This is a genomic window from Gammaproteobacteria bacterium, from assembly GCA_015709615.1.
Taxonomy (GTDB): domain Bacteria; phylum Pseudomonadota; class Gammaproteobacteria; order Burkholderiales; family Nitrosomonadaceae; genus Nitrosomonas.
Window position 1 is genome coordinate 152,922 of sequence record CP054179.1, and the last position, 19,342, is coordinate 172,263.

Genomic DNA, 19,342 nt, shown 5'->3' on the forward strand with positions numbered 1-19,342 from the left:
ATGGGTTTTTGTGTTGCATGGGTTATTTAATCAGTTCGGAAATCGATTCGATCAAATTCGGTTTAACCACCACCAGCATTACTACCACAAACAAAATCAGCACCGGAAATTCATTGAACCAACGGTAAAACACATGACCATGTTGATTGGTATCGTTTTTAAATGCTTTGACGTATTTTCCGCAGTAATAGTGGTAATAGATCAAATTCAATACCAGAGCGACTTTGGCGTACAGCCAATCACCGGAAAAACCGTAACCTAGCCATAACCATACCCCGAACACCACGGTCAGCACGGCGCCGGGAGTCATGATGCCGTAATAGAGTTTACGTTCCATGATTTTAAAACGCTCTTTGCCGGGTTGGTCTTCGCACATGGCGTGATAGACGAATAAACGCGGCAGATAAAAAAGCCCCGCGAACCAGGTGACCATAAAAATGATATGCAGTGATTTTATCCAGAGCATGACAGTATCAGCGATGAGTGGAAAAGTTGTTATGATACTGGGCTTGTGAAGTTAGTGCTATCCCCTCGGAACTTGGGGTGTATGTGCAATGCAGATAAACGAATCCGGAACGGGAAAAGAATGAATCCGCATTATCAAAATTTAGTGCAAAGGCTGGAAGAAATTTCTCATCTGAGTGGCGTAATGAGCACGCTGGGCTGGGATCAGGAAGTGATGATGCCGCCGGGTGCCGCTGATGCGCGCGCCAAGCAAATTGCCGCGCTGGCAGGGGTGATTCACGAACGCATGACCGATCCTGGATTGGGGGATTGCTTAAATGAATTGGCAGTGACGGGATATGCTGATTTTGCTGCGGTGCAACAGTGCAATATCCGTGAAGCGCTGCGCAGTTATGAACTTGAAACCAAAGTGCCGAAGCGGCTGGTGCAGGAATTGGCGGAACTCGGTTCGCGCGGACATGGTATTTGGGTTGCGGCAAGACAGGAAAATAAGTTCGCCGATTTTGCACCGGTATTGCAGCGTTTTTTACACCTGAAAAGAGAATGGGCGCAGCACGTATCGCCCGATCTAGATCCGTACGATGCGAATATCGATCTGTTCGAACGCGGCACGACGATGAGTATGATCACCCCGGTATTCGAGCGATTGAAAGTGGAATTGATTCCATTGATTCAGGCGATTCAGAATCATGCGGTTCAGCCGGATACTTCGTTCTTGCAGGGATGGTTTGCACTGGATAAACAGGAAGCGCTGGCGCGCAGGATCAGCCGCGATATTGGTTTTAATTTTGAGCAAGGCCGTATGGACGTGTCGGTGCATCCGTTTTGTGGCGGCAGTCATCCAACCGATGTGCGTATCACCACGCGCTACAACGAGCGTAATTTTATCGAATCGCTGTATGCCGTGATTCATGAGACAGGACACGCGTTATATGAACAAGGACGGCCGTATGAGCTTGGTGATTTGCCGGTATCCGAATCGCTGACGATGGGTATCCATGAATCACAGTCGCTGTTCTGGGAGCGCATGATCGCGCAAAGCAAGCCTTTTTGTCAGCATTATTTCGCTACGATCCGTGCCGCATTCGCGGAAAATTTGCAGCAGGTTACCGTGGATTCTTTTTACCGTGCGATCAATATCTGTAAACCCGATTTTATTCGAGTCGAAGCGGATGAAGTGACCTATCCGCTGCACATTATTCTACGCTATGAAATTGAGAGGGGATTGTTTGACGGTTCGATACCGGTTGATGATTTACCGCTTGTTTGGAACGAGTTGACACGAAAATATTTGGGAATCAATCCCCCGGATGATGCGCATGGCGTGTTGCAGGATTCGCATTGGAGCAGCGGTGCGTTCGGGTATTTTCCTTCGTATACCTTAGGCGCGATGTATGCATGCCAGTTTCATCGAGCGCTGCTGAATGAACAACCCGATACCGAGCTGAGCGTCGCCAACGGTAATTTTATGCCGATTAAAAGTTGGCTCAATGAAAAAATCCATCGTCAAGGCAGACTCTATACACCGCAACTATTGATTGAGCATGTAACCGGTGAACCGTTGAATCCGGATTATTTCATTGATTACCTCCAGGACAAGTATCGCGATATTTATCAGCTTGCTTGAAATCGGCTAACTTTATACTTGCCTGCGACCTTGATTACTTTCGATCCACTTTTTGACGCGATTGGCGTCGCCGATACGGGTATTTTTGCCCCAGGAATTCAGTAAAACAATGACCATCGGTTGCCCGGAGATTTTGGCTTGCATGACCAAGCAGCGTCCGGCTTCACTCAGATAGCCGGTTTTGGAAACATCAATATTCCAATTTTGATTTCGCACCAAACTGTTGGAGTTGACGTATTGTAATTGACCGCGTTTATTACCCGGTGAGACGGCGTGCTGAGTGGTGGTGGAAAATTCGCGGATGGCGGCATAGTTGTTCGAGGCCGCAACTAGTTTGGCCAAATCGCGTGCGGTTGCGACATTGCCGCTATTTAAACCAGTCGCATCGACAAAACGGCTGTTGGCCATGCCAAGTTTCTTCGCTTTCAAATTCATGGCTTGCACGAAAGCTTTGGTACCGCCGGGATATGTGCGACCAAGTGCTGCCGCAGCACGGTTTTCAGAAGACATCAGAGCCAGTCGTAACAACTCATAGCGTGGAAAAGTACTGCCTACAGGTAAACGCGAAGATGAATGTTTGAGTTTGTCGACATCCGCGCTGGTAATGGTGATTCTCTCGTTTGGTGACAGCCGTGCATCTAATGTAACCATTGCAGTCATCAATTTGGTAATAGATGCGATCGGCATTACCTTATCTGCGTTTTTGTCGTAAATAACGCGTTCATTTTTTGCGTTAAATATGAGCGCAGCTTGTGACTTTATATCTGGATTATCTTTTTGCGCAAAAGTATTACTAATAAAAAAAGATAAGATGCAAAATAAAAAAATTCCCCGCTTCATTCTTTCTACTCTCCGATTGACAAAAATTGAATTCATATCAGTATTTTTATGAACGAGGATAATGTCAGTTTAGAATTTTTTATATGTTAAATTTTATTCTACTATAACTTTATTGGAGTTTTTATAGAAACTTGTAAATAAATCCTTATTTATAGAAGGTTAAAGCACTCAAACTATAAATCGTATTATGATATTGTAGCTATTATTATGATTGTAAATAAATTGTTGAGTAATTTGGAATTGTGATTCTCTACAGTCAATTCGTGTAGCTTGGGTATAGGCTGTAGGTAAATGGGACAAAACACGTGAAATTCTTTAATTACTGAGAAAAATAGGTCAAGCTCACAGCTGCTAAATATTCAATCCCTATCCAATTTTTTGTATTTGAGATGCAGCAGAGAAAAACTCATTGATGTAGCTTGACCTATTTGCCAATCACATAGTAATCGATTGGCTATTATTTACCAAAATTAGGTTGTTTTATTTTGGCTGGACAAGTAATCATTTCACCGTCGGTGCGATCTCTAATTTTTTCGCCGTCTTTTTTGCCTTCACATGAGATTTTATTCAATATGTCTTGTGCGGCCATAGGTGGCATTTTAGATTCCTTGTTGCCACTTGCCATGGTTACAGAAGAGCCCATCAAAAAGACTAAACCGATTACAGCGATAAGATATTTGCTCATTTTTTACTCCTATATGAATGTTATGAAGGAAGCCAATTTTAATATACCTGACTTACCAACCATGAATTTATCACAATCATAACTGTCAGGCCATTTCTTTTTAAAATCTTGCGAATTAAGAACCGAACTATCATGTCGTGCATGGTTGATCCAGCTAAAATTCGGTGGATTTGAAGAAAGTCTTCTTGCAATTTTGAATGGCACTAAATCAAAACAGCTGCGGCGACACGACGACCTTCCTCAACCAATATATTATAAGTTCGGCAGCAAGCTTTTGTATCCATTATTTCTATTCCGATTCCCATTTTTGCTAACTGACTCAGTAAATTGTGGCCAGGAAATTTATGATCAGCACCTGTTCCAAGAAGAATAATTTCGGGTGAGTGCGGCAATAAGCTTTCGAAATGTTGAAGCTCCAGCTCGTGCACCGATAAGATAGGCCAATCTTTAACTAAATGATCAGGCAGCACAATCAAGCTTTTTTCATAGCGGATCTGATTGATGAGTACATAACCTTCACCATAACCGGTGAAGATATTTTGGTGCGCAAAATTTGCAAGATGAAGCTTCAATGATGTGTTTCCTGATGTTGATTGATTGGCTGTCGATGATTATGCATTATTCAAATCAAAATACAACATCTACCACTTTTAAAGTTTGGTTCGTGCAAAAATCAGAGTTCTTTGTTTACGATTGTTCACTTTGATTGTTTATTACCCTCAGCTATTTTATTTTCCACAAAATCAACCAGCGTACCAAGTGTCGCAAAGGTTTTTGCGCTGATTTCGTCGTCTTTTATTGTGATAGAAAATTTTTTTTCTATCGCCAGAATGACGGTAATGACCGCGACAGAATCAAGTTCGGGAACATTGCCGAGTAGAATCATATCCGCTTCCATTCTATCCAGCCGGTCGCCTAGTCCCAAGGTATCCGTCAGAATTTTTTTTATTTCGGTGATATGGTCTATGTTTGTCACAATAAGGAGTTGTTTGTTTTTACAAGCATTATGAATAATCGCTTATTATAAATCCGATCGTGCGTAATGATTGCGGGATTATGCAATGGTTGCAAAAAGCTTGCATCATCGCAGAAGAGTATTTGAGGCGGAAAAAGCTATGGCTGTATTTCTACAATGGAATTGGCGCGCGCAAGCCCATTGAGAATTCGTCCGGATTTATTACGAACCTGTATGACTTGCCCTTCGGTTGCATTGATCAATGCCTGACCTTCAGAGCGGATGCTGAATCCGCGACCTTGTACAACCAGATTCACCGTCTGCCCGCGCACGATTACATAGGGTGCCCGCAACATTTGTGGCCGTAAGGGTTGACCGGCCGGGAGATTAGCGGTTGCAACCTTGCCGATGATTTGTGCGGCATTTGTCAATATGCCTTCCGGCATTTGCGTTAAGTTGACACTCTGCGGTGCAATATCCTCATAAGTCAGCGTCTGCCCTGATGATACTGGCCGAGCGAGGTGCAGTACATCCGTCATGACACTAATTTCAGTCTGGACATAGATGGTCCAGGTCGCGATTTCGCTGTCACAACGCACGCCGATTGAGGTTTTTCCCCACAAACGTCCACCTGCTGGAACAAAAGGTTCTAATTGCGGACACTTTGGTAGCGACAAGTGCTTGTCGATTTGACCCACATTCACAATAACCTGCCCTGGAAGCGATGCCGTATTGCTGTAGAGAAAGTGCTCAATGGCATTTTTAATCACTGAGATTTCCTGATGGTCAATGGATGTTTTTTGCTGCGATGCGAGCGCTGGAAAAACGAGCGCCAGCAGGCAGAGGATTGTCGTTAAGCAACGTATCATGGTTTCTAATCCTTCATTTTTGCCGTATTCGGCAATTATTGCCGCTATACCATGACGATATATTAAATGACTGCAAAAAAATCCAAGCGCAAAGATAACACTGCTTTCGTGTCTTATTTGCGAATTGGTCGATTAGTCCATGCATATATTATTGCTGGCATGCTAAATGCTAATAACCGAATAGACACTCATTTAAATTAGGCGATAGAGAAGATGATTAACAAACTTGATAAAGAATTGAATTATCACCATAACGCACTAAGTTTAAGGGTTGCAAGGCAAGAATTGCTTTCCAGCAATGTGGCCAATGCCGATACGCCGAATTTTAAAGCGAAGGATATCGACTTTGCCAGTGTTTTGAGCGAAAGATTGTCATCAACTCCCAGCTTAAAAAAAGTAAACATGAATACGACATCGGCAATGCATATTAATTCTGCTGCATCCGGAGTCTTCGGAGACAACATTTTATACCGTGTTCCTCTGCAACCCAGTGCGGATGGAAACACTGTAGATATGGATATGGAACGAACCCGGTTTGCCGATAACGCCATTAAATATGATGCAAGTATTACATTCATTAATAATGAATTCAGAAACTTAACGTCAGCCATGTTGGAGAGATAGAAAATGTCATTATTTAATGTATTCGGTATCGCAAGCTCCGCCATGTCGGCTCAGTCACAACGTTTAAATGTAGTGGCCAGTAATCTTTCAAACGCTGATAGCGTAACTAGTTCAACCGGTGAACCTTATCGCGGAAGACAAGTGGTTTTTAGTACTTTACAAGCAGATGCGAGCGGTGCGAGCGGCGTTAAGGTTGCGGGTATTGTTCACGACCCATCGCCAATGCGGCAAGTGTTTGAACCTAAGCATCCGTTAGCGGATAAAAACGGTTATGTGACGATGCCCAATGTCAATGTTGTCGATGAAATGGTTAATATGATGTCAGCTTCGCGTTCGTATCAAAACAGCGTCGATATGATGAATACTACCAAGTCACTGTTGCAAAAAACACTGACGATTGGTCAATAAAGGAGTAAACAATGAGTTCAGTTCCGCAAGTCAATACCGCAACAGCCGCAACCGCTTCAACAGCAGCCGCTGGTACTACCAGTAAGAAGGATGCTGAAAATCCGCAAGACCGGTTTCTGAAGCTATTGGTTACACAAATGAAAAATCAAGATCCGTTAAAACCGCTGGACAATGCCGAGGTGACCAGTCAATTGGCGCAAATCAGCACGGTATCGGGTCTTGATAAGTTGAACTCAACGCTGCAGAAATTGGTTTCCAGCGCTGACGATACCCGTTCCGTAGAAGCATTAGGACTGATCGGACACAAAGCATTCGTTCCAGGAACAGCGATTGCATTGAGCGGAGACGGCGCTATTGCCGGTATCGAATTGGCGCAACCGGTGGATCAACTCAAAGTTACCATTCTGGATGGTGCCGGGGCTGCTATTCGTACAATGGATTTGGGGGCGCAACCGACTGGTATCAGTACCATTTCTTGGGATGGTTTAACCGATAGCGGTACCAAGGCGGTCGATGGCGATTACACTTTTGCGGTAAGCGCAAAACAGGGGGGTAATGACGTTAAAGTCGATACTCTTTCATTCGGGGTGGTAAAAAGTGTGACGCCTGGCGAAGGTGATACTCACCTGGATATGGGTGACAAATTAGGATTGATTAGTTTATCCAACGTTAAACAGGTGTTCTGATAGGAGATTATTATGACTTTTCAACATGGCTTAAGTGGCTTAAATGCAGCATCGACCAATCTGGATGTAATCGGAAATAACATCTCCAATGCAAACACCGCAGGATTCAAACAATCCATCGCGCAATTTTCCGATATTTTTGCTAACTCGATGGAAGGTACCGATACCGCTCAGATCGGGATTGGATCAAAAATATCCGCAATTGCGCAACAATTCGGTCAAGGCACTATCACACCGACCAGTAACCCTTTGGACATCGCGATCAATGGGCAAGGATTTTTTCGCATGAGTGATAGCGGTACGGTAAGTTATAGCCGAAACGGACAATTTCATGCCGATGATTCAGGTTATATTGTTGATGCATCAGGTGCCAATCTGACGGGCTTTATGGCCGATGTGAATGGCGATATCAAGGCCAGCGGGGTACCGGTAAACCTAAAATTCGGTACTTCTGATCTTGCACCTAAAGCGACGACAACATTTGATCTTGGGTTTAATCTGGATGCGCGAAAAACGGCTATTACCACTGCTTTTAATGCCACCGATCCAAAGACGTATAACAGCACAACTTCGGGAACGGTAGTTGACAGTCTTGGAAATTCACATGTTTTGTCATTATTTTTTCAGAAGGCGACGGCAACCGCTAATACGTGGACTGTCTTTGCGACTGTGGATGGTAAGGTAGATGCTGCCGGAGTGCCTGTTGGTGTTACGATGGGTGGAAGTCCTTCGCAGTCTATGGTATTTGACACGGATGGAAAATTACAGAGCATTGCTGCTGCTTCTGCTGCTCCGATTGATTTAGCGATTGATTTTAGCGCAATTAATCCTTCGCTTGGCGCAACAACACCGCAGACCGTCCGTCTCGATATGACGACCGCCACGCAGTTCGGCTCGGATTTTGGAGTTAATGCCATTACACAGGATGGTTATACCTCAGGCCGTATGTCAGGTTTTACCATCAGCGCCGAGGGCGTGATTATGGGCAATTATAGTAGTGGTCAATCGAAAGTACTTGGACAGATCGTGCTGGCGAATTTTGTTAATCCACAAGGGCTGGTACCGGTCGGAGATGGCCATTGGGTGGAAACCCCCGCTTCAGGCGAACCTTTGGTTGGCCCACCTAAAACGGGGAACCTGGGCGTGCTTCAATCCAATGCCATTGAAGATTCAAACGTGGATTTGACAGCGGAATTGGTTAAATTAATACAGGCACAACGCATGTATCAAGCCAGTGCTAAACAAATAGAAACGCAAGATCAGATTATTCAAACTATTACTCAAATCTAACCTAGGTTTCATTACGAAGCATCAAACTTTTATAAAAGTTGAGTAAAAAATGGATCGATTGATTTATACCTCAATGACCGGAGCAAACCATACGCTGAATCAGAAAGCGACTGTTGCTCAAAATCTTGCTAACGCATCAACAACGGGATATCGCGCTGAAAGTAATGCATTTCGGGCAGTTCCGGTATTCGGCGATGGGTTGCCGACGCGAGCCTTTGTAGTTGATTCCACGATAGGCGCCGATTTCACTCCAGGTGCGTTACAAACGACCGGCCGTGATCTCGATGTTGCAGTTCGAGGTTCCGGTTGGATTGCGATTCAAACGGATGACGGCAAGGAAGCTTATACCCGGAACGGCAGTCTGCAAGTAAATCCAAACGGCATTTTGCAGACAGCCAGCGGCCATAAAGTAAAAGGCGATACGGGCATTATTACCTTACCGCCTGACACGCGTATCACAATCGGTGTCGATGGAACCGTATCTTCGGTGCCGATTACGCCGCAGCCGAACACGGTAGCGCAAGTAGGCCGGATTAAACTGGTCAATCCACCGGAAGATAAGCTCGTAAAAGGCACCGATGGCTTGTTCCGGCTCAAGGATGGCGGCGAAGCGCCTGTAGATGCCAAAGTTAAGCTGGTCGACGGCACATTGGAAGAGAGCAATGTGAATGTTGTGCATGAAATGGTCAATATGATCGATTTGGCGCGGCAATTTGATATGCAAATGAAAATGCTTGATAACGCACAGAATAACGCGCAGAAAGCCAGTGAGATCATGGTGGTAAGGGTTTAATTCGATAACATATTTAATAGGTAAATCATTATGATACGTTCGCTATGGATTGCAAAAACAGGGCTTGATGCACAACAAACCAAGATGGATGTGATTTCTAATAACTTGGCGAATGTCAGCACTAATGGATTTAAACGTGCTCGTGCTGTTTTCGAGGATCTGCTGTATCAAACAGTACGTCAGCCCGGTGCGCAATCTTCCCAGCAAACGCAATTACCGTCGGGTTTGCAATTGGGTACCGGGGTTAAACCGGTTTCTACCGAAAGTATTTTTACTCAAGGCGGGTTGCAGCAAACCGAAAACCAGCGTGACGTCGCGATACGCGGCGTAGGTTTCTTTCAGGTTTTGCTGCCGGACGGTACCACAGCCTACACCCGCGATGGCGCATTCCAGTCCGATCTTAACGGGCAGCTTGTGACATCCAGCGGATATGCCGTTCAGCCCGCAATTACCGTTCCGCCGAATGCATTGGGTATCACAATCGCTCGAGATGGAACAGTGTCGGCAACAGTTCCGGGTTCCACTGCGCCGATTCAAGTTGGCAATATTCAATTGGCGAGCTTCGTCAATCCAGCCGGTTTGTTGAAGATGGGTGAGAATTTGTATCAGGAAACCGCATCGAGCGGAGCGCCTAATCAGAATGCGCCAGGTACCAATGGATTGGGATTGCTGGAACAAAATTTTGTAGAAACTTCGAATGTGAACGTAGTGGAAGAGCTGGTGAATATGATTCAAACCCAACGCGCCTATGAGATGAATTCCAAGTCCATTGAGACTTCGGATCAAATGCTGCAACGGCTGGCGCAACTTTGATTAATTGGATAATCGGTAATCGAGTTATTGTGAGTGGCAATTCGATGATAAAAAACTTCTGCCGGTATTTTTTTATACTGGCTTTAGCCGCGCTTGCATCCGGCTGCGCACTGACACCATCGACAGTGACTCACCAGCCGAATACATTACGCGCTCCACAGCATGCGGCAGCGGTGAGCCAACCCAACGGCTCCATTCTGCAGACGGTACATAGCACAACAGGCGGGGTTCGATATACGCCATTATTCGAAGACCGCCGTGCAAGAAGCATCGGCGATACGATTATCGTTACGTTAAATGAAACAACGAATGCCAGTAAAAGCTCGGGAAGTAATGCGAACCGTTCCGGGAGTATCGAATTTTCCGTGCCGAACTTTATGGGAATCCCATTAAGCCTGTTAAAGAATGCATCGGTTGAAGCTAAATCCAATAACAAATTTGATGGCAGTGGTGAAAGTTCAAGCAAAAATAATTTTAAAGGAACCATTACGGTAACTGTTATCGAAGCGCTGCCAAATGGAAATCTTGTTGTCAGCGGTGAGAAACAAATCGGTATTAATCAAGGGCAGGAATTCATCAGGCTGTCCGGGGTTGTGAATCCGGTTCATATTTTGGGAAATACGATCTCTTCAACGCAGATTGCCGATGCGCGCGTCGAGTATCGCAGTAATGGGTATATCGATGAAGCGCAGACGATGGGGTGGCTATCGCGTTTTTTTCTGTCGATATCGCCTTTCTAGCCTACCGATTTCAGGATGGATAAATGTTGCAACTATTGACATTTAAGATGATGAAAAAAAGAAACGCTGTTATTTTTTCTTTTCTTGCGTTATGCCTGCTTTTGCCGGGTATCAGCCTGGCCGATCGCATCAAGGATTTGGCATCGATTCAAGGTGTTCGCAATAATCAATTGATCGGTTACGGATTGGTGGTTGGATTGGATGGCAGCGGTGATATGACCACACAAACGCCGTTTACCGTTCAGAGTGTCATCAATATGCTGGGCCAATTAGGCGTTAACCTGCCACCCGGCACCAATTTGCAATTGCGAAATGTTGCCGCTGTGATGGTGACGGCGACGCTGCCGGCATTTGCCAAACCGGGTCAGCACATCGATATCACAGTTTCTTCCATGGGCAACGCCAAAAGTTTGCGCGGTGGGACATTGTTGTTGACGCCTCTCAAAGGGGCGGATAATCAAGTGTATGCAATGGCGCAGGGGAATATATTGGTTGGCGGCATCGGGGCTGCAGCTGGCGGTAGCAGCGTGCAAGTGAATCATCTGAGTGTCGGGCGTATCACAGGAGGCGGTATTGTGGAACGTGAGATTCCCACGACGGTGGGGCAAGGTGATTTTATCAATCTTGAATTAAACTCAACAGATTTCACGACGGTGAACCGTATCGTTGATGCGATCAATGGGCTTTATCCTGCGGCTGCATCAGCTGTGGATGGCCGAATGGTTCAGGTAAAAGCGCCAGCGGACAATAGTCAGCGCATCACGTTTATCTCCCGGATTGAGAGTTTGGATATTGCGCCGGCTAAAGCATCAGCGAAAGTGATTGTTAATTCCCGCACCGGCTCGGTAGCCATGAATCAAGCGGTAACACTTGAATCCAGCGCGATTGCGCATGGCAATCTTTCGATCATCATTAATACCGAACCGGTAATCAGTCAACCTGGCCCCTTGGCGCAGCGAGGTGAAACCGTGGTTACGCAGCGATCGCAGGTTGAAATCCGTACCGATGAAGGAAATTTAATGTTATTGCCGAATGGTGCGGATCTCGGCGAAGTAGTGAAAGCGCTGACGGCAATTGGTGCTACGACGCAGGATTTGTTGTCTATCCTGCAGGCTTTGAAAGCTGCTGGCTCGTTGCGCGCCGATTTGGAAATAATTTAACGGATTGGGTGTAAGAATGGTTATTTCAGCGGATATTTCAAGCAAGCTTGCCATTGATGCCAAAAGTATTGATGACTTGAATTTAATGGCGAAGCGAAATCCAGATGAAGCTCTACAAAAAGTAGCCCAGCAATTTGAAGCGCTATTCATGAATATGCTGCTGAAAAGCATGCGGGAAGCCACACCTAAAGATGGAATATTCGATAGCCAGCAGACGCAATTTTTTACACAAATGTACGACCAGCAGCTGGCACAGCACATTTCCACCAAAGGAATTGGGATTGCTGACATGATGGTGAAGCAATTATCCAAAACCAATCAATTGGTTGAACCGCAAACTGCCATCAGTCAAACCGATGCGATATTGTCCGCGATTAATTCTGTACAGCAGTCATTGCCAGTAGGTGATGGGCATCCTGAGGATAAATCCGTGCAGCTATGGTCCGCTAATCGGTTTCCGGCAAATGCAATCATGCCAGCAGGGAAAAACGATCAGGCAACTGAGATTGCCACTTTTCCGGTACAGATCGGATCACAACAAAAGAAAACATCAGATCTGTCAGAAAATTTTATTGATAAGCTTCTGCCGCATGCAAGAATCGCATCCGAATCAACCGGCATTCCTCCTCAATATATGCTGGCGCAAGCCGCACTGGAGAGTGGCTGGGGTAAACATGAAATTCGGCATGCGGATAATAGTCCTGCCTATAATCTTTTTGGCATCAAAGCGGGAGCCAGCTGGAAAGGAGATGTAGTAGAGGCATCAACAACCGAGTACATCAATGGTGTAGCACAGAAGTCAGTTGAGAAATTTCGCGCTTATAGCTCCTATGCCGAGGGATTTAATGATTACGCCAAATTGCTGCTGGATAATCCTCGCTATGCGAAAGTGTTGAAATCGGCCGATGCCGCGACCTTTGCCAATGGCTTGCAACGTGCCGGGTATGCTACTGATCCGATGTATGCGGAGAAGTTGATGCGCATCCTGAATAGTGAAAAATTGCAGAATCGTGAATTTATTTAATGAAGGAATTTTTTAATTCTGTCATTCGTTTGCCGATATTGTCACTATATCTTTTTTAAAATCAAGAACAGAGCGAACATATGGGAAATGGAATTCTTGATATCGCAGTAAGCGGCTTAGCATCTGCGCAAAACCAATTACTTACCGCTAGCCATAATATTAGTAATGCAGGTACGCCTGGTTTTAATCGTCAGCAAGTCTTATTGAGTACAAATACGCCGCAATCGGGCGGCGCCGGCTTTATTGGCCGCGGTGTGCACTCATCAACAGTACAACGTATATACAATCAATTTCTTGCTAGTCAATCATTACAAATACAAACACAGAGTCAGTCATTGGATAGTAACTATGCTCAGATAAAACAGCTGGATAATATGTTTGCTGAGACAACATCCGGACTCTCTCCAACATTGCAAAATTTTTTTAGTGCCGTGCACGATGTCGCTACCAACCCGGCCGTTATTCCATCGCGCCAGTCGATGCTCAGCAATGCCGATGCCCTTGTGGCGCGTTTTCACAGTATGGATCAGCGTATGTCGCAAATCAGGGAAGGGATAAATACGCAGATTACCAGTACGGTGGTTCATATCAACTCGCTAGCCAAGCAAATTGGAGAAATCAATAAGCAAATTATTTGGGCAGAAGGCGCGGCTGGCGGACAGCCCGCAAATGATATGCTGGATCAACGTGATGAGCTTATTAATCAGTTGAATAAACTGGTCAATACCGATACTGTGCGGCAGAATGATGGTACGTTAAATGTCTATATCGCAAATGGACAAGCTCTGGTCGTGGGTGCACAAACACTTTCATTGGAAGCGATTAAGTCACCGGATAGTCCGGACAATTTAACGATTGGATTGGTTAATGGAAATAGCACGATTCAGCTACCTGAAGACCAAATTTCAGGGGGTACTTTAGGAGGTCTTATGTCTTTCCGTAGCACCTCACTGGATAATGCACAAAATTCATTAGGAAGAATTGCCATAACGCTAGCACAGACTTTCAATGCACAGCATCAATTAGGTATGGATTTGAATGGAGATATGGGTACGAATTTCTTCACTCTGCCTTCGCCCAAGGTGATTTCAGCATCAACCAATAATATTGCATCCAATATTACAGCAGCAATTAGTGATTATAGTGCTTTAACAACAAGCGATTATGAATTTTCGTACGATGGAACAAATTATACCTTAACCAGATTATCCGATAATGTATCGGCTACATCTTCAGGCGCTTTACCATTAACACTTGATGGTATATCGGTAACAAGCGCTACCATGCTGGTGAGCGAAAGATTCCGGATTCAGCCCACCATTAATGGCGCGAAAGATATCAATGTCAATATTACAGATACAACCAAAATAGCAGCGGCCGGACCCAATCGCACCAGTGCGGCAACCACGAATACCGGAACTGGCATCATCAGTGCCGGGACTGTAAATCCGTTACCACTGGATACTAATCTGCAACAACCGCTTACCATTACGTTTCATACGCCTTATGACGGATATTTTGACGTCGCTGGGACTGGGACCGGGCTACCCGCCACTAATCAGGCGTATACAGCGGGTGCAGATATCAGTTTTAACGGTTATACATTTCAGATTAGCGGCAGTCCTGCCGCAGGCGATGTTTTTACGGTCACACCCAACGATAACGGTGTTGCCGATAATCGTAATATATTGCTGCTGGGTGCACTACAAGCAACCAATACACTGGAAAACGGCACAGCAAATTATCAGACTGCTTACGGGCAACTGGTGAGTCAAGTTGGAAATAAAACCCGCGAGCTGGAAGTAACAAGCAAAGCGCAAGCCAATTTACTTGCGCAAACAGAAGAATCCATTCAATCCGTCTCGGGTGTCAATCTGGATGAAGAAGCTGCGAATTTATTGCGGTATCAGCAAGCGTATCAAGCATCAAGTAAAGTCATCGAAATGAGCAGTACCTTATTTGATTCAATTTTGCGTTTTGGCTAAAAGTAGAGTAGGGGTAATGTGATGCGCATCAGCACAAGTACAATTTATGAAACCGGCACAAATTTGATGCTTCAGCAACAAGAGAAATTAATCAATACACAACAACAATTATCTACCGGCCGGCGGATCTTAACGCCTTCGGATGATCCGATTTCTGCGGCGCAAGTATTAAATATTTCCCAGTCGGAGTCACTGAATAAGCAATATTCGGTGAATCGATCCAGTGCGGGTTCCTCGCTGGCGCTGGAAGAAAATGTATTAAAGCAAGTGACAGGTATTCTGCAAGATGTGCATAGTTCGACAATCTACGCGGGAAATGCGACTTTGACAGATGCCGACAGAAAAACACTGGCTACCGAATTGCGCAGTAAATTAGAATCGTTAGTTGGCTTGGCCAACACGACCGACGAGAAAAGTCAGTTTTTGTTCTCAGGATTTCAAGCCAACACAAAACCCTTTGCACAGACTGGATTAGCCGTGCAGTATGTTGGCGATCAAGGACAACGCTTGAACCAAGTTGGTCCCGCGCGGCAATTGGCTATTAGTGATTCCGGCACGGATATTTTTGAGCGTATTAAGAATGGCAACGGTGTTTTTGCAACGGCTGCTAATTCCACAAATATGGGTACCGGTGTTATTGACGGAGGATCGGTGCTTACCCCTTCGAGCCTTACCGGTGCTGATTATGAGATTACATTTACCGTATCTGCAACCGGTGTTACAACCTACGACATTGTGAACACTACATCAGGAGCGCCCGTTTCATCCACCAACCCTTATGTCAGTAACAATACAATCAGTTTTGATGGTATGCAATTGAGTATTAAAGGGAATCCGGCTAATGGAGATAAATTTACGGTGTCTCCAAGCAGTAATCAAAGCATTTTCAAAACGGTGGGCGATCTGATTACAGCGCTCGAAACCCCTTCAAGCGGGCAACCCGGCGGTACTCGGCTGGCGAACAACTTAAAAACGACGTTGCAAAGTATCAATAACAGCTTGGAACATGTGCTTTCGAAACAGGCTTCTATCGGAGCACGGCTGCAAGAGATCGATACTTTGGAAAGTGTGGGCAGTGATCAAAATATTCAATTTGAGCAGATGCTCTCACAATTGCAAGATGTCGATTTTGCGCAAGCAACATCGGATCTGCAGCGGCAGCAGCTGTATCTTCAAGCTGCACAGCAGTCCTATATCAAAATTTCCGGATTATCTTTATTTAATTATATTTAGCAAAAGCGAAAATCAACCACGCTTTTCGCTTCTGAGTTACCGGTCGTTTATACCTTGATGCCCGATATCGTGGCGAATCTGTGAACCGTCGAAGCGGATTCTTTCAACGATTTTATAGGCCGTATGCTGAGCAGCTTTAACATCCTCACCTAGTACGGCGACGCATAAAATACGCCCACCTGCTGTTACAATTTCATTGCCCTTTTTTCCTTGCGATTGGGTGCCGGCATGGAAAATATGAAAATCACTGGCACTTTCTTGTTCGGTAATCAAATCCGGCAAACCGTAAATTACATCATTCTTTCTTGGATTTTCCGGATATCCTGCTGCCGCCATCACAACGCCAAGGGCAGTACGTGAATCCCATTCGGCATCCACTTCATTGAGTGTGCCATCAATTGCATGTTCAATGAGAGGCAAAAGATCGCTTTTTAAACGCAACATAATTGGTTGCGTTTCCGGATCGCCCAATCGGCAGTTAAACTCCAATACTTTCGCCTGGTTATGGGCGGTAATCATCAGACCGGCATAAAGAAATCCGGTATAGCGAGTGCCATCTTGTTTCAAACCATTGATGACCGGATCGATAATAGTGCGCATGATTTGCGCATGCAAGCTTGGGGAAATGAAAGGTACCGGTGAGTAGGCGCCCATTCCTCCTGTATTCGGACCCTGATCGCCGTCGTAAAGCCGTTTATGATCCTGGCTGGTTGCCAGTGGAAGAATATGGTTTCCGTCCGTCATGACGATAAAGCTGGCTTCAATACCTTGAAGAAATTCTTCGATAATGATTTCATCGCCCGCATTGCCAAGATTTTTCTCCACTAACAGTGCGTTTACAGCGCAATGTGCTTCTTCCCGCGATTGTGCTACGACCACGCCTTTTCCGGCTGCCAGACCGTCGGCTTTTATGACAAGCGGGGCGGGGTGTTGCTCAATATAGGCGTGCGCCAAATCGGGATCTGTAAATCTCGCGTAAGCTGCGGTCGGTATTTGATGCCGCTGCATGAATTCCTTGGCGAAGATCTTCGAAGTTTCAAGTTGAGCGGCTTGCCGGGTTGGGCCGAAGATTTTCAGACCGGCTGCCTGGAATATATCCACGATGCCGGCGGCCAGTGGAATCTCGGGGCCGACGACGGTGATTGCAATCGACTCCTTTTTTACAAATTCGATTAACTCAGGAATGGCGGTAATGGCAATATTTTCCAATCCGCGCTCCAATGCAGTACCGGCATTGCCGGGTGCTACAAATACCTTATGCACGCGCGGCGACAAGCTTAATTTCCAAGCCAAGGCATGCTCTCTGCCGCCGCCGCCGATCACTAATAATTTCATGATGTGATTAGTTAATGGCGGAAATGACGAATGCCGGTGAATACCATGGTGACACCATGCTCATCCGCAGCGGCAATTACTTCGTGGTCACGAATGCTGCCGCCGGGCTGAATGATCGCGGTCGCGCCTGCTTCGACGACGACGTCCAATCCGTCCCGGAACGGGAAAAACGCATCCGATGCCACGACCGATTGCGCCAATGTGAGACCGGCTTGCTGTGCTTTGATGGATGCGATGCGCGCGCTGTCCACACGACTCATTTGCCCGGCGCCGATACCGACCGTCTGGCCGTTGCGGCAAAATACGATGGCGTTCGATTTAACGAATTTCGCAGCTCGCCAGGCAAACAACAGATCATTCAGTTGTTGCGGTGAAGGTTGTAGTTTGGTGACGATTTTTAAATCGGAAGCAGTAATATTCTGAACATCCGGCGTTTGTACCAGAAGACCGCCGCCGACGCGTTTTAAATCATAAACATTGTATCCAGTTTGCAAAGGTACCAGCAAAACCCGGATATTGTTTTTTTGTGCCAGAAGCTGTTGTGCTTCCGGTGCGATTTCGGGCGCGATAATGACTTCGACGAATTGTTTCAGAACAGCATCAGCCGTGTCTTTATCGATAGCGCGATTAAAAGCGATGATGCCGCCAAAAGCCGAGACCGGGTCGGTTGCGAATGCCAATTGGTAGGCGCGTAAAATCGTTTCCGCAACGGCAATGCCGCAAGGGTTGGCATGTTTGACGATGACACATGCAGGGCTGTCAAAAGTTTTGACGCATTCCCAAGCGGCATCAGTATCCGCAATATTATTGTAGGATAATTCTTTGCCCTGTAATTGCCGGTAATTCGACAAACTGCCGGGTATGACGTTTTCATCGCGATAGAAAGCGGCTTTTTGATGCGGATTTTCGCCATAGCGCAAAGGCTGTGCGAGGGTGAAATTCAGATTCAGTGAATCGGGAAAATCCTTGCGCTGATAATCATTGTCCAACGAAGTCAGATAGTTGCTGATGGCGCTGTCGTATGAGGCAGTATGGGTAAACGCTTTTTGCGCCAATTTAAAGCGCGTAGCCAAACTGACAGTGGCATTGTTTTCCGCCAATTCCCGGCTGAGTTGGGAATAGTCTTGCGGATCCGTGACGATGGCGACTTTGCGGTAATTTTTGGCAGCCGCGCGCACCATAGTCGGTCCGCCGATATCGATATTTTCAATGGCATCATCGAAACTGCAATCCGGTTTTGCAACGGTTTGCTTGAATGGGTAGAGATTGACGATTACCAGTTCGATGTTGGCAATCGACGCTTGTTCGAGTGCATGCTGGTGATCGGGCAGATCATGGCGCGCGAGTATGCCGGCATGAATTTTGGGGTGCAACGTTTTGACCCGGCCGTCCAGCATTTCCGGAAAGCCCGTATAATCGCCTGCCTCGACAACCGGAATCCCGGCTTCGTGCAGCAACTTGGCGGTGCCGCCCGTCGATAGGATGGTGATACTGTGTTGAATCAATTCCCTTGCTAATTGTACGATTCCGGTTTTATCCGAAACACTGATGAGCGCTTGTTTAATGGTCATTTAATTTGATATTGTTTCATTTTTTGACGTAACGTGTTTCTGTTTATCCCCAGTAAATCAGCTGCTTGCGTCTGATTTCCTTTGGTGTATTGTATGGCAATTTCAATTAAAGGCTTCTCAACGCTATGCATGACCATATTGTAAATATGGCACGGTTTCTCACCATCCAGGTCATTGAGATATCCGTTTATGGCTTTGCGTATACACGATGCAATTTCATTTTCCTTGATCGCATTCAT

The 19,342-nt window shown here is 45.8% G+C and carries 21 protein-coding genes; 12 read left to right on the plus strand and 9 right to left on the minus strand.

Annotation, left to right across the window (positions count from 1 at the left end; translation table 11 throughout):
* Positions 1-22: 22 nt before the first annotated feature.
* A complete protein-coding gene (locus tag HRU77_00760) occupies positions 23-466 on the minus strand; it encodes a CopD family protein (GenBank protein ID QOJ19353.1) in 444 nt (147 codons plus the stop codon).
* A 120-nt stretch (positions 467-586) separates the two neighbouring features.
* On the opposite strand from HRU77_00760, the gene HRU77_00765 reads away from it, so the two are divergent.
* Positions 587-2,092: a carboxypeptidase M32 gene (locus tag HRU77_00765; GenBank protein ID QOJ19354.1), complete on the plus strand. Its 1,506-nt coding sequence runs from the start codon at positions 587-589 to the stop codon at positions 2,090-2,092.
* A 12-nt stretch (positions 2,093-2,104) separates the two neighbouring features.
* Here the strand turns inward: HRU77_00765 and pbpG are convergent, their stop codons facing one another.
* The 5 genes from pbpG to flgA all read right to left on the minus strand — a co-directional run bounded on the left by pbpG (position 2,105) and on the right by flgA (position 5,441).
* Positions 2,105-2,932, minus strand: a complete 828-nt coding sequence (gene pbpG, locus HRU77_00770) for a D-alanyl-D-alanine endopeptidase (GenBank protein ID QOJ22012.1) — start codon at positions 2,930-2,932, stop codon at positions 2,105-2,107.
* Between the two features lie 457 nt (positions 2,933-3,389).
* Complete coding sequence (locus HRU77_00775; GenBank protein QOJ19355.1) at positions 3,390-3,617, minus strand: hypothetical protein; 228 nt, start codon at positions 3,615-3,617, stop codon at positions 3,390-3,392.
* 203 nt (positions 3,618-3,820) lie between these two features.
* Positions 3,821-4,189 (minus strand): Xcc1710-like domain-containing protein, encoded by a 369-nt coding sequence (locus HRU77_00780; GenBank protein QOJ19356.1) that lies wholly within the window; start codon positions 4,187-4,189, stop codon positions 3,821-3,823.
* Positions 4,190-4,314: 125 nt separating this feature from the next.
* Positions 4,315-4,584: an acyl carrier protein gene (locus tag HRU77_00785; protein QOJ22013.1), complete on the minus strand. Its 270-nt coding sequence runs from the start codon at positions 4,582-4,584 to the stop codon at positions 4,315-4,317.
* 146 nt (positions 4,585-4,730) lie between these two features.
* Positions 4,731-5,441: a flagellar basal body P-ring formation protein FlgA gene (gene flgA, locus HRU77_00790; GenBank protein QOJ19357.1), complete on the minus strand. Its 711-nt coding sequence runs from the start codon at positions 5,439-5,441 to the stop codon at positions 4,731-4,733.
* Between the two features lie 213 nt (positions 5,442-5,654).
* Between flgA and flgB the strand changes: the two genes are divergently transcribed.
* The 11 genes from flgB (at position 5,655) to flgL (ending at position 16,197) form a co-directional block, all read left to right on the plus strand.
* Positions 5,655-6,065, plus strand: a complete 411-nt coding sequence (flgB, locus tag HRU77_00795) for a flagellar basal body rod protein FlgB (GenBank protein ID QOJ19358.1) — start codon at positions 5,655-5,657, stop codon at positions 6,063-6,065.
* A gap of 3 nt (positions 6,066-6,068) precedes the next feature.
* Positions 6,069-6,473: a flagellar basal body rod protein FlgC gene (gene flgC / locus HRU77_00800; protein ID QOJ19359.1), complete on the plus strand. Its 405-nt coding sequence runs from the start codon at positions 6,069-6,071 to the stop codon at positions 6,471-6,473.
* A gap of 11 nt (positions 6,474-6,484) precedes the next feature.
* Positions 6,485-7,159 carry a flagellar hook assembly protein FlgD gene (locus HRU77_00805; protein ID QOJ19360.1) on the plus strand — a complete coding sequence of 225 codons (675 nt, stop codon included), beginning with the start codon at positions 6,485-6,487 and terminating at the stop codon, positions 7,157-7,159.
* A 12-nt stretch (positions 7,160-7,171) separates the two neighbouring features.
* Positions 7,172-8,449, plus strand: coding sequence for a flagellar hook protein FlgE (gene flgE / locus HRU77_00810; GenBank protein ID QOJ19361.1), 1,278 nt, complete (start codon positions 7,172-7,174; stop codon positions 8,447-8,449).
* Positions 8,450-8,498: 49 nt separating this feature from the next.
* Positions 8,499-9,242, plus strand: coding sequence for a flagellar basal-body rod protein FlgF (flgF, locus tag HRU77_00815; protein ID QOJ19362.1), 744 nt, complete (start codon positions 8,499-8,501; stop codon positions 9,240-9,242).
* Between the two features lie 30 nt (positions 9,243-9,272).
* Positions 9,273-10,055 (plus strand): flagellar basal-body rod protein FlgG, encoded by a 783-nt coding sequence (gene flgG / locus HRU77_00820; GenBank protein ID QOJ19363.1) that lies wholly within the window; start codon positions 9,273-9,275, stop codon positions 10,053-10,055.
* Positions 10,056-10,099: 44 nt separating this feature from the next.
* Positions 10,100-10,795: a flagellar basal body L-ring protein FlgH gene (locus HRU77_00825; GenBank protein ID QOJ19364.1), complete on the plus strand. Its 696-nt coding sequence runs from the start codon at positions 10,100-10,102 to the stop codon at positions 10,793-10,795.
* Positions 10,796-10,866: 71 nt separating this feature from the next.
* Complete coding sequence (locus HRU77_00830) at positions 10,867-11,955, plus strand: flagellar basal body P-ring protein FlgI (protein QOJ22014.1); 1,089 nt, start codon at positions 10,867-10,869, stop codon at positions 11,953-11,955.
* 16 nt (positions 11,956-11,971) lie between these two features.
* A complete protein-coding gene (flgJ, locus tag HRU77_00835; GenBank protein ID QOJ19365.1) occupies positions 11,972-12,979 on the plus strand; it encodes a flagellar assembly peptidoglycan hydrolase FlgJ in 1,008 nt (335 codons plus the stop codon).
* 80 nt (positions 12,980-13,059) lie between these two features.
* Complete coding sequence (flgK, locus tag HRU77_00840) at positions 13,060-14,964, plus strand: flagellar hook-associated protein FlgK (GenBank protein ID QOJ19366.1); 1,905 nt, start codon at positions 13,060-13,062, stop codon at positions 14,962-14,964.
* Between the two features lie 21 nt (positions 14,965-14,985).
* The gene (gene flgL / locus HRU77_00845; protein ID QOJ19367.1) at positions 14,986-16,197 is read left to right on the plus strand and encodes a flagellar hook-associated protein FlgL; all 1,212 of its coding nucleotides are present in this window, start codon (positions 14,986-14,988) and stop codon (positions 16,195-16,197) included.
* A 36-nt stretch (positions 16,198-16,233) separates the two neighbouring features.
* Here the strand turns inward: flgL and purD are convergent, their stop codons facing one another.
* The 3 genes from purD to HRU77_00860 are packed head-to-tail and all read right to left on the minus strand — an operon-like array spanning position 16,234 to position 19,342.
* A complete protein-coding gene (purD, locus tag HRU77_00850; protein ID QOJ19368.1) occupies positions 16,234-17,532 on the minus strand; it encodes a phosphoribosylamine--glycine ligase in 1,299 nt (432 codons plus the stop codon).
* Positions 17,533-17,543: 11 nt separating this feature from the next.
* Entirely contained in the window at positions 17,544-19,103 is a 1,560-nt protein-coding gene (gene purH / locus HRU77_00855) for a bifunctional phosphoribosylaminoimidazolecarboxamide formyltransferase/IMP cyclohydrolase (protein QOJ19369.1), read from the minus strand.
* The gene (locus HRU77_00860) at positions 19,100-19,342 is read right to left on the minus strand and encodes a Fis family transcriptional regulator (GenBank protein QOJ19370.1); all 243 of its coding nucleotides are present in this window, start codon (positions 19,340-19,342) and stop codon (positions 19,100-19,102) included. The genes purH and HRU77_00860 overlap by 4 nt, the downstream gene beginning before the upstream one ends.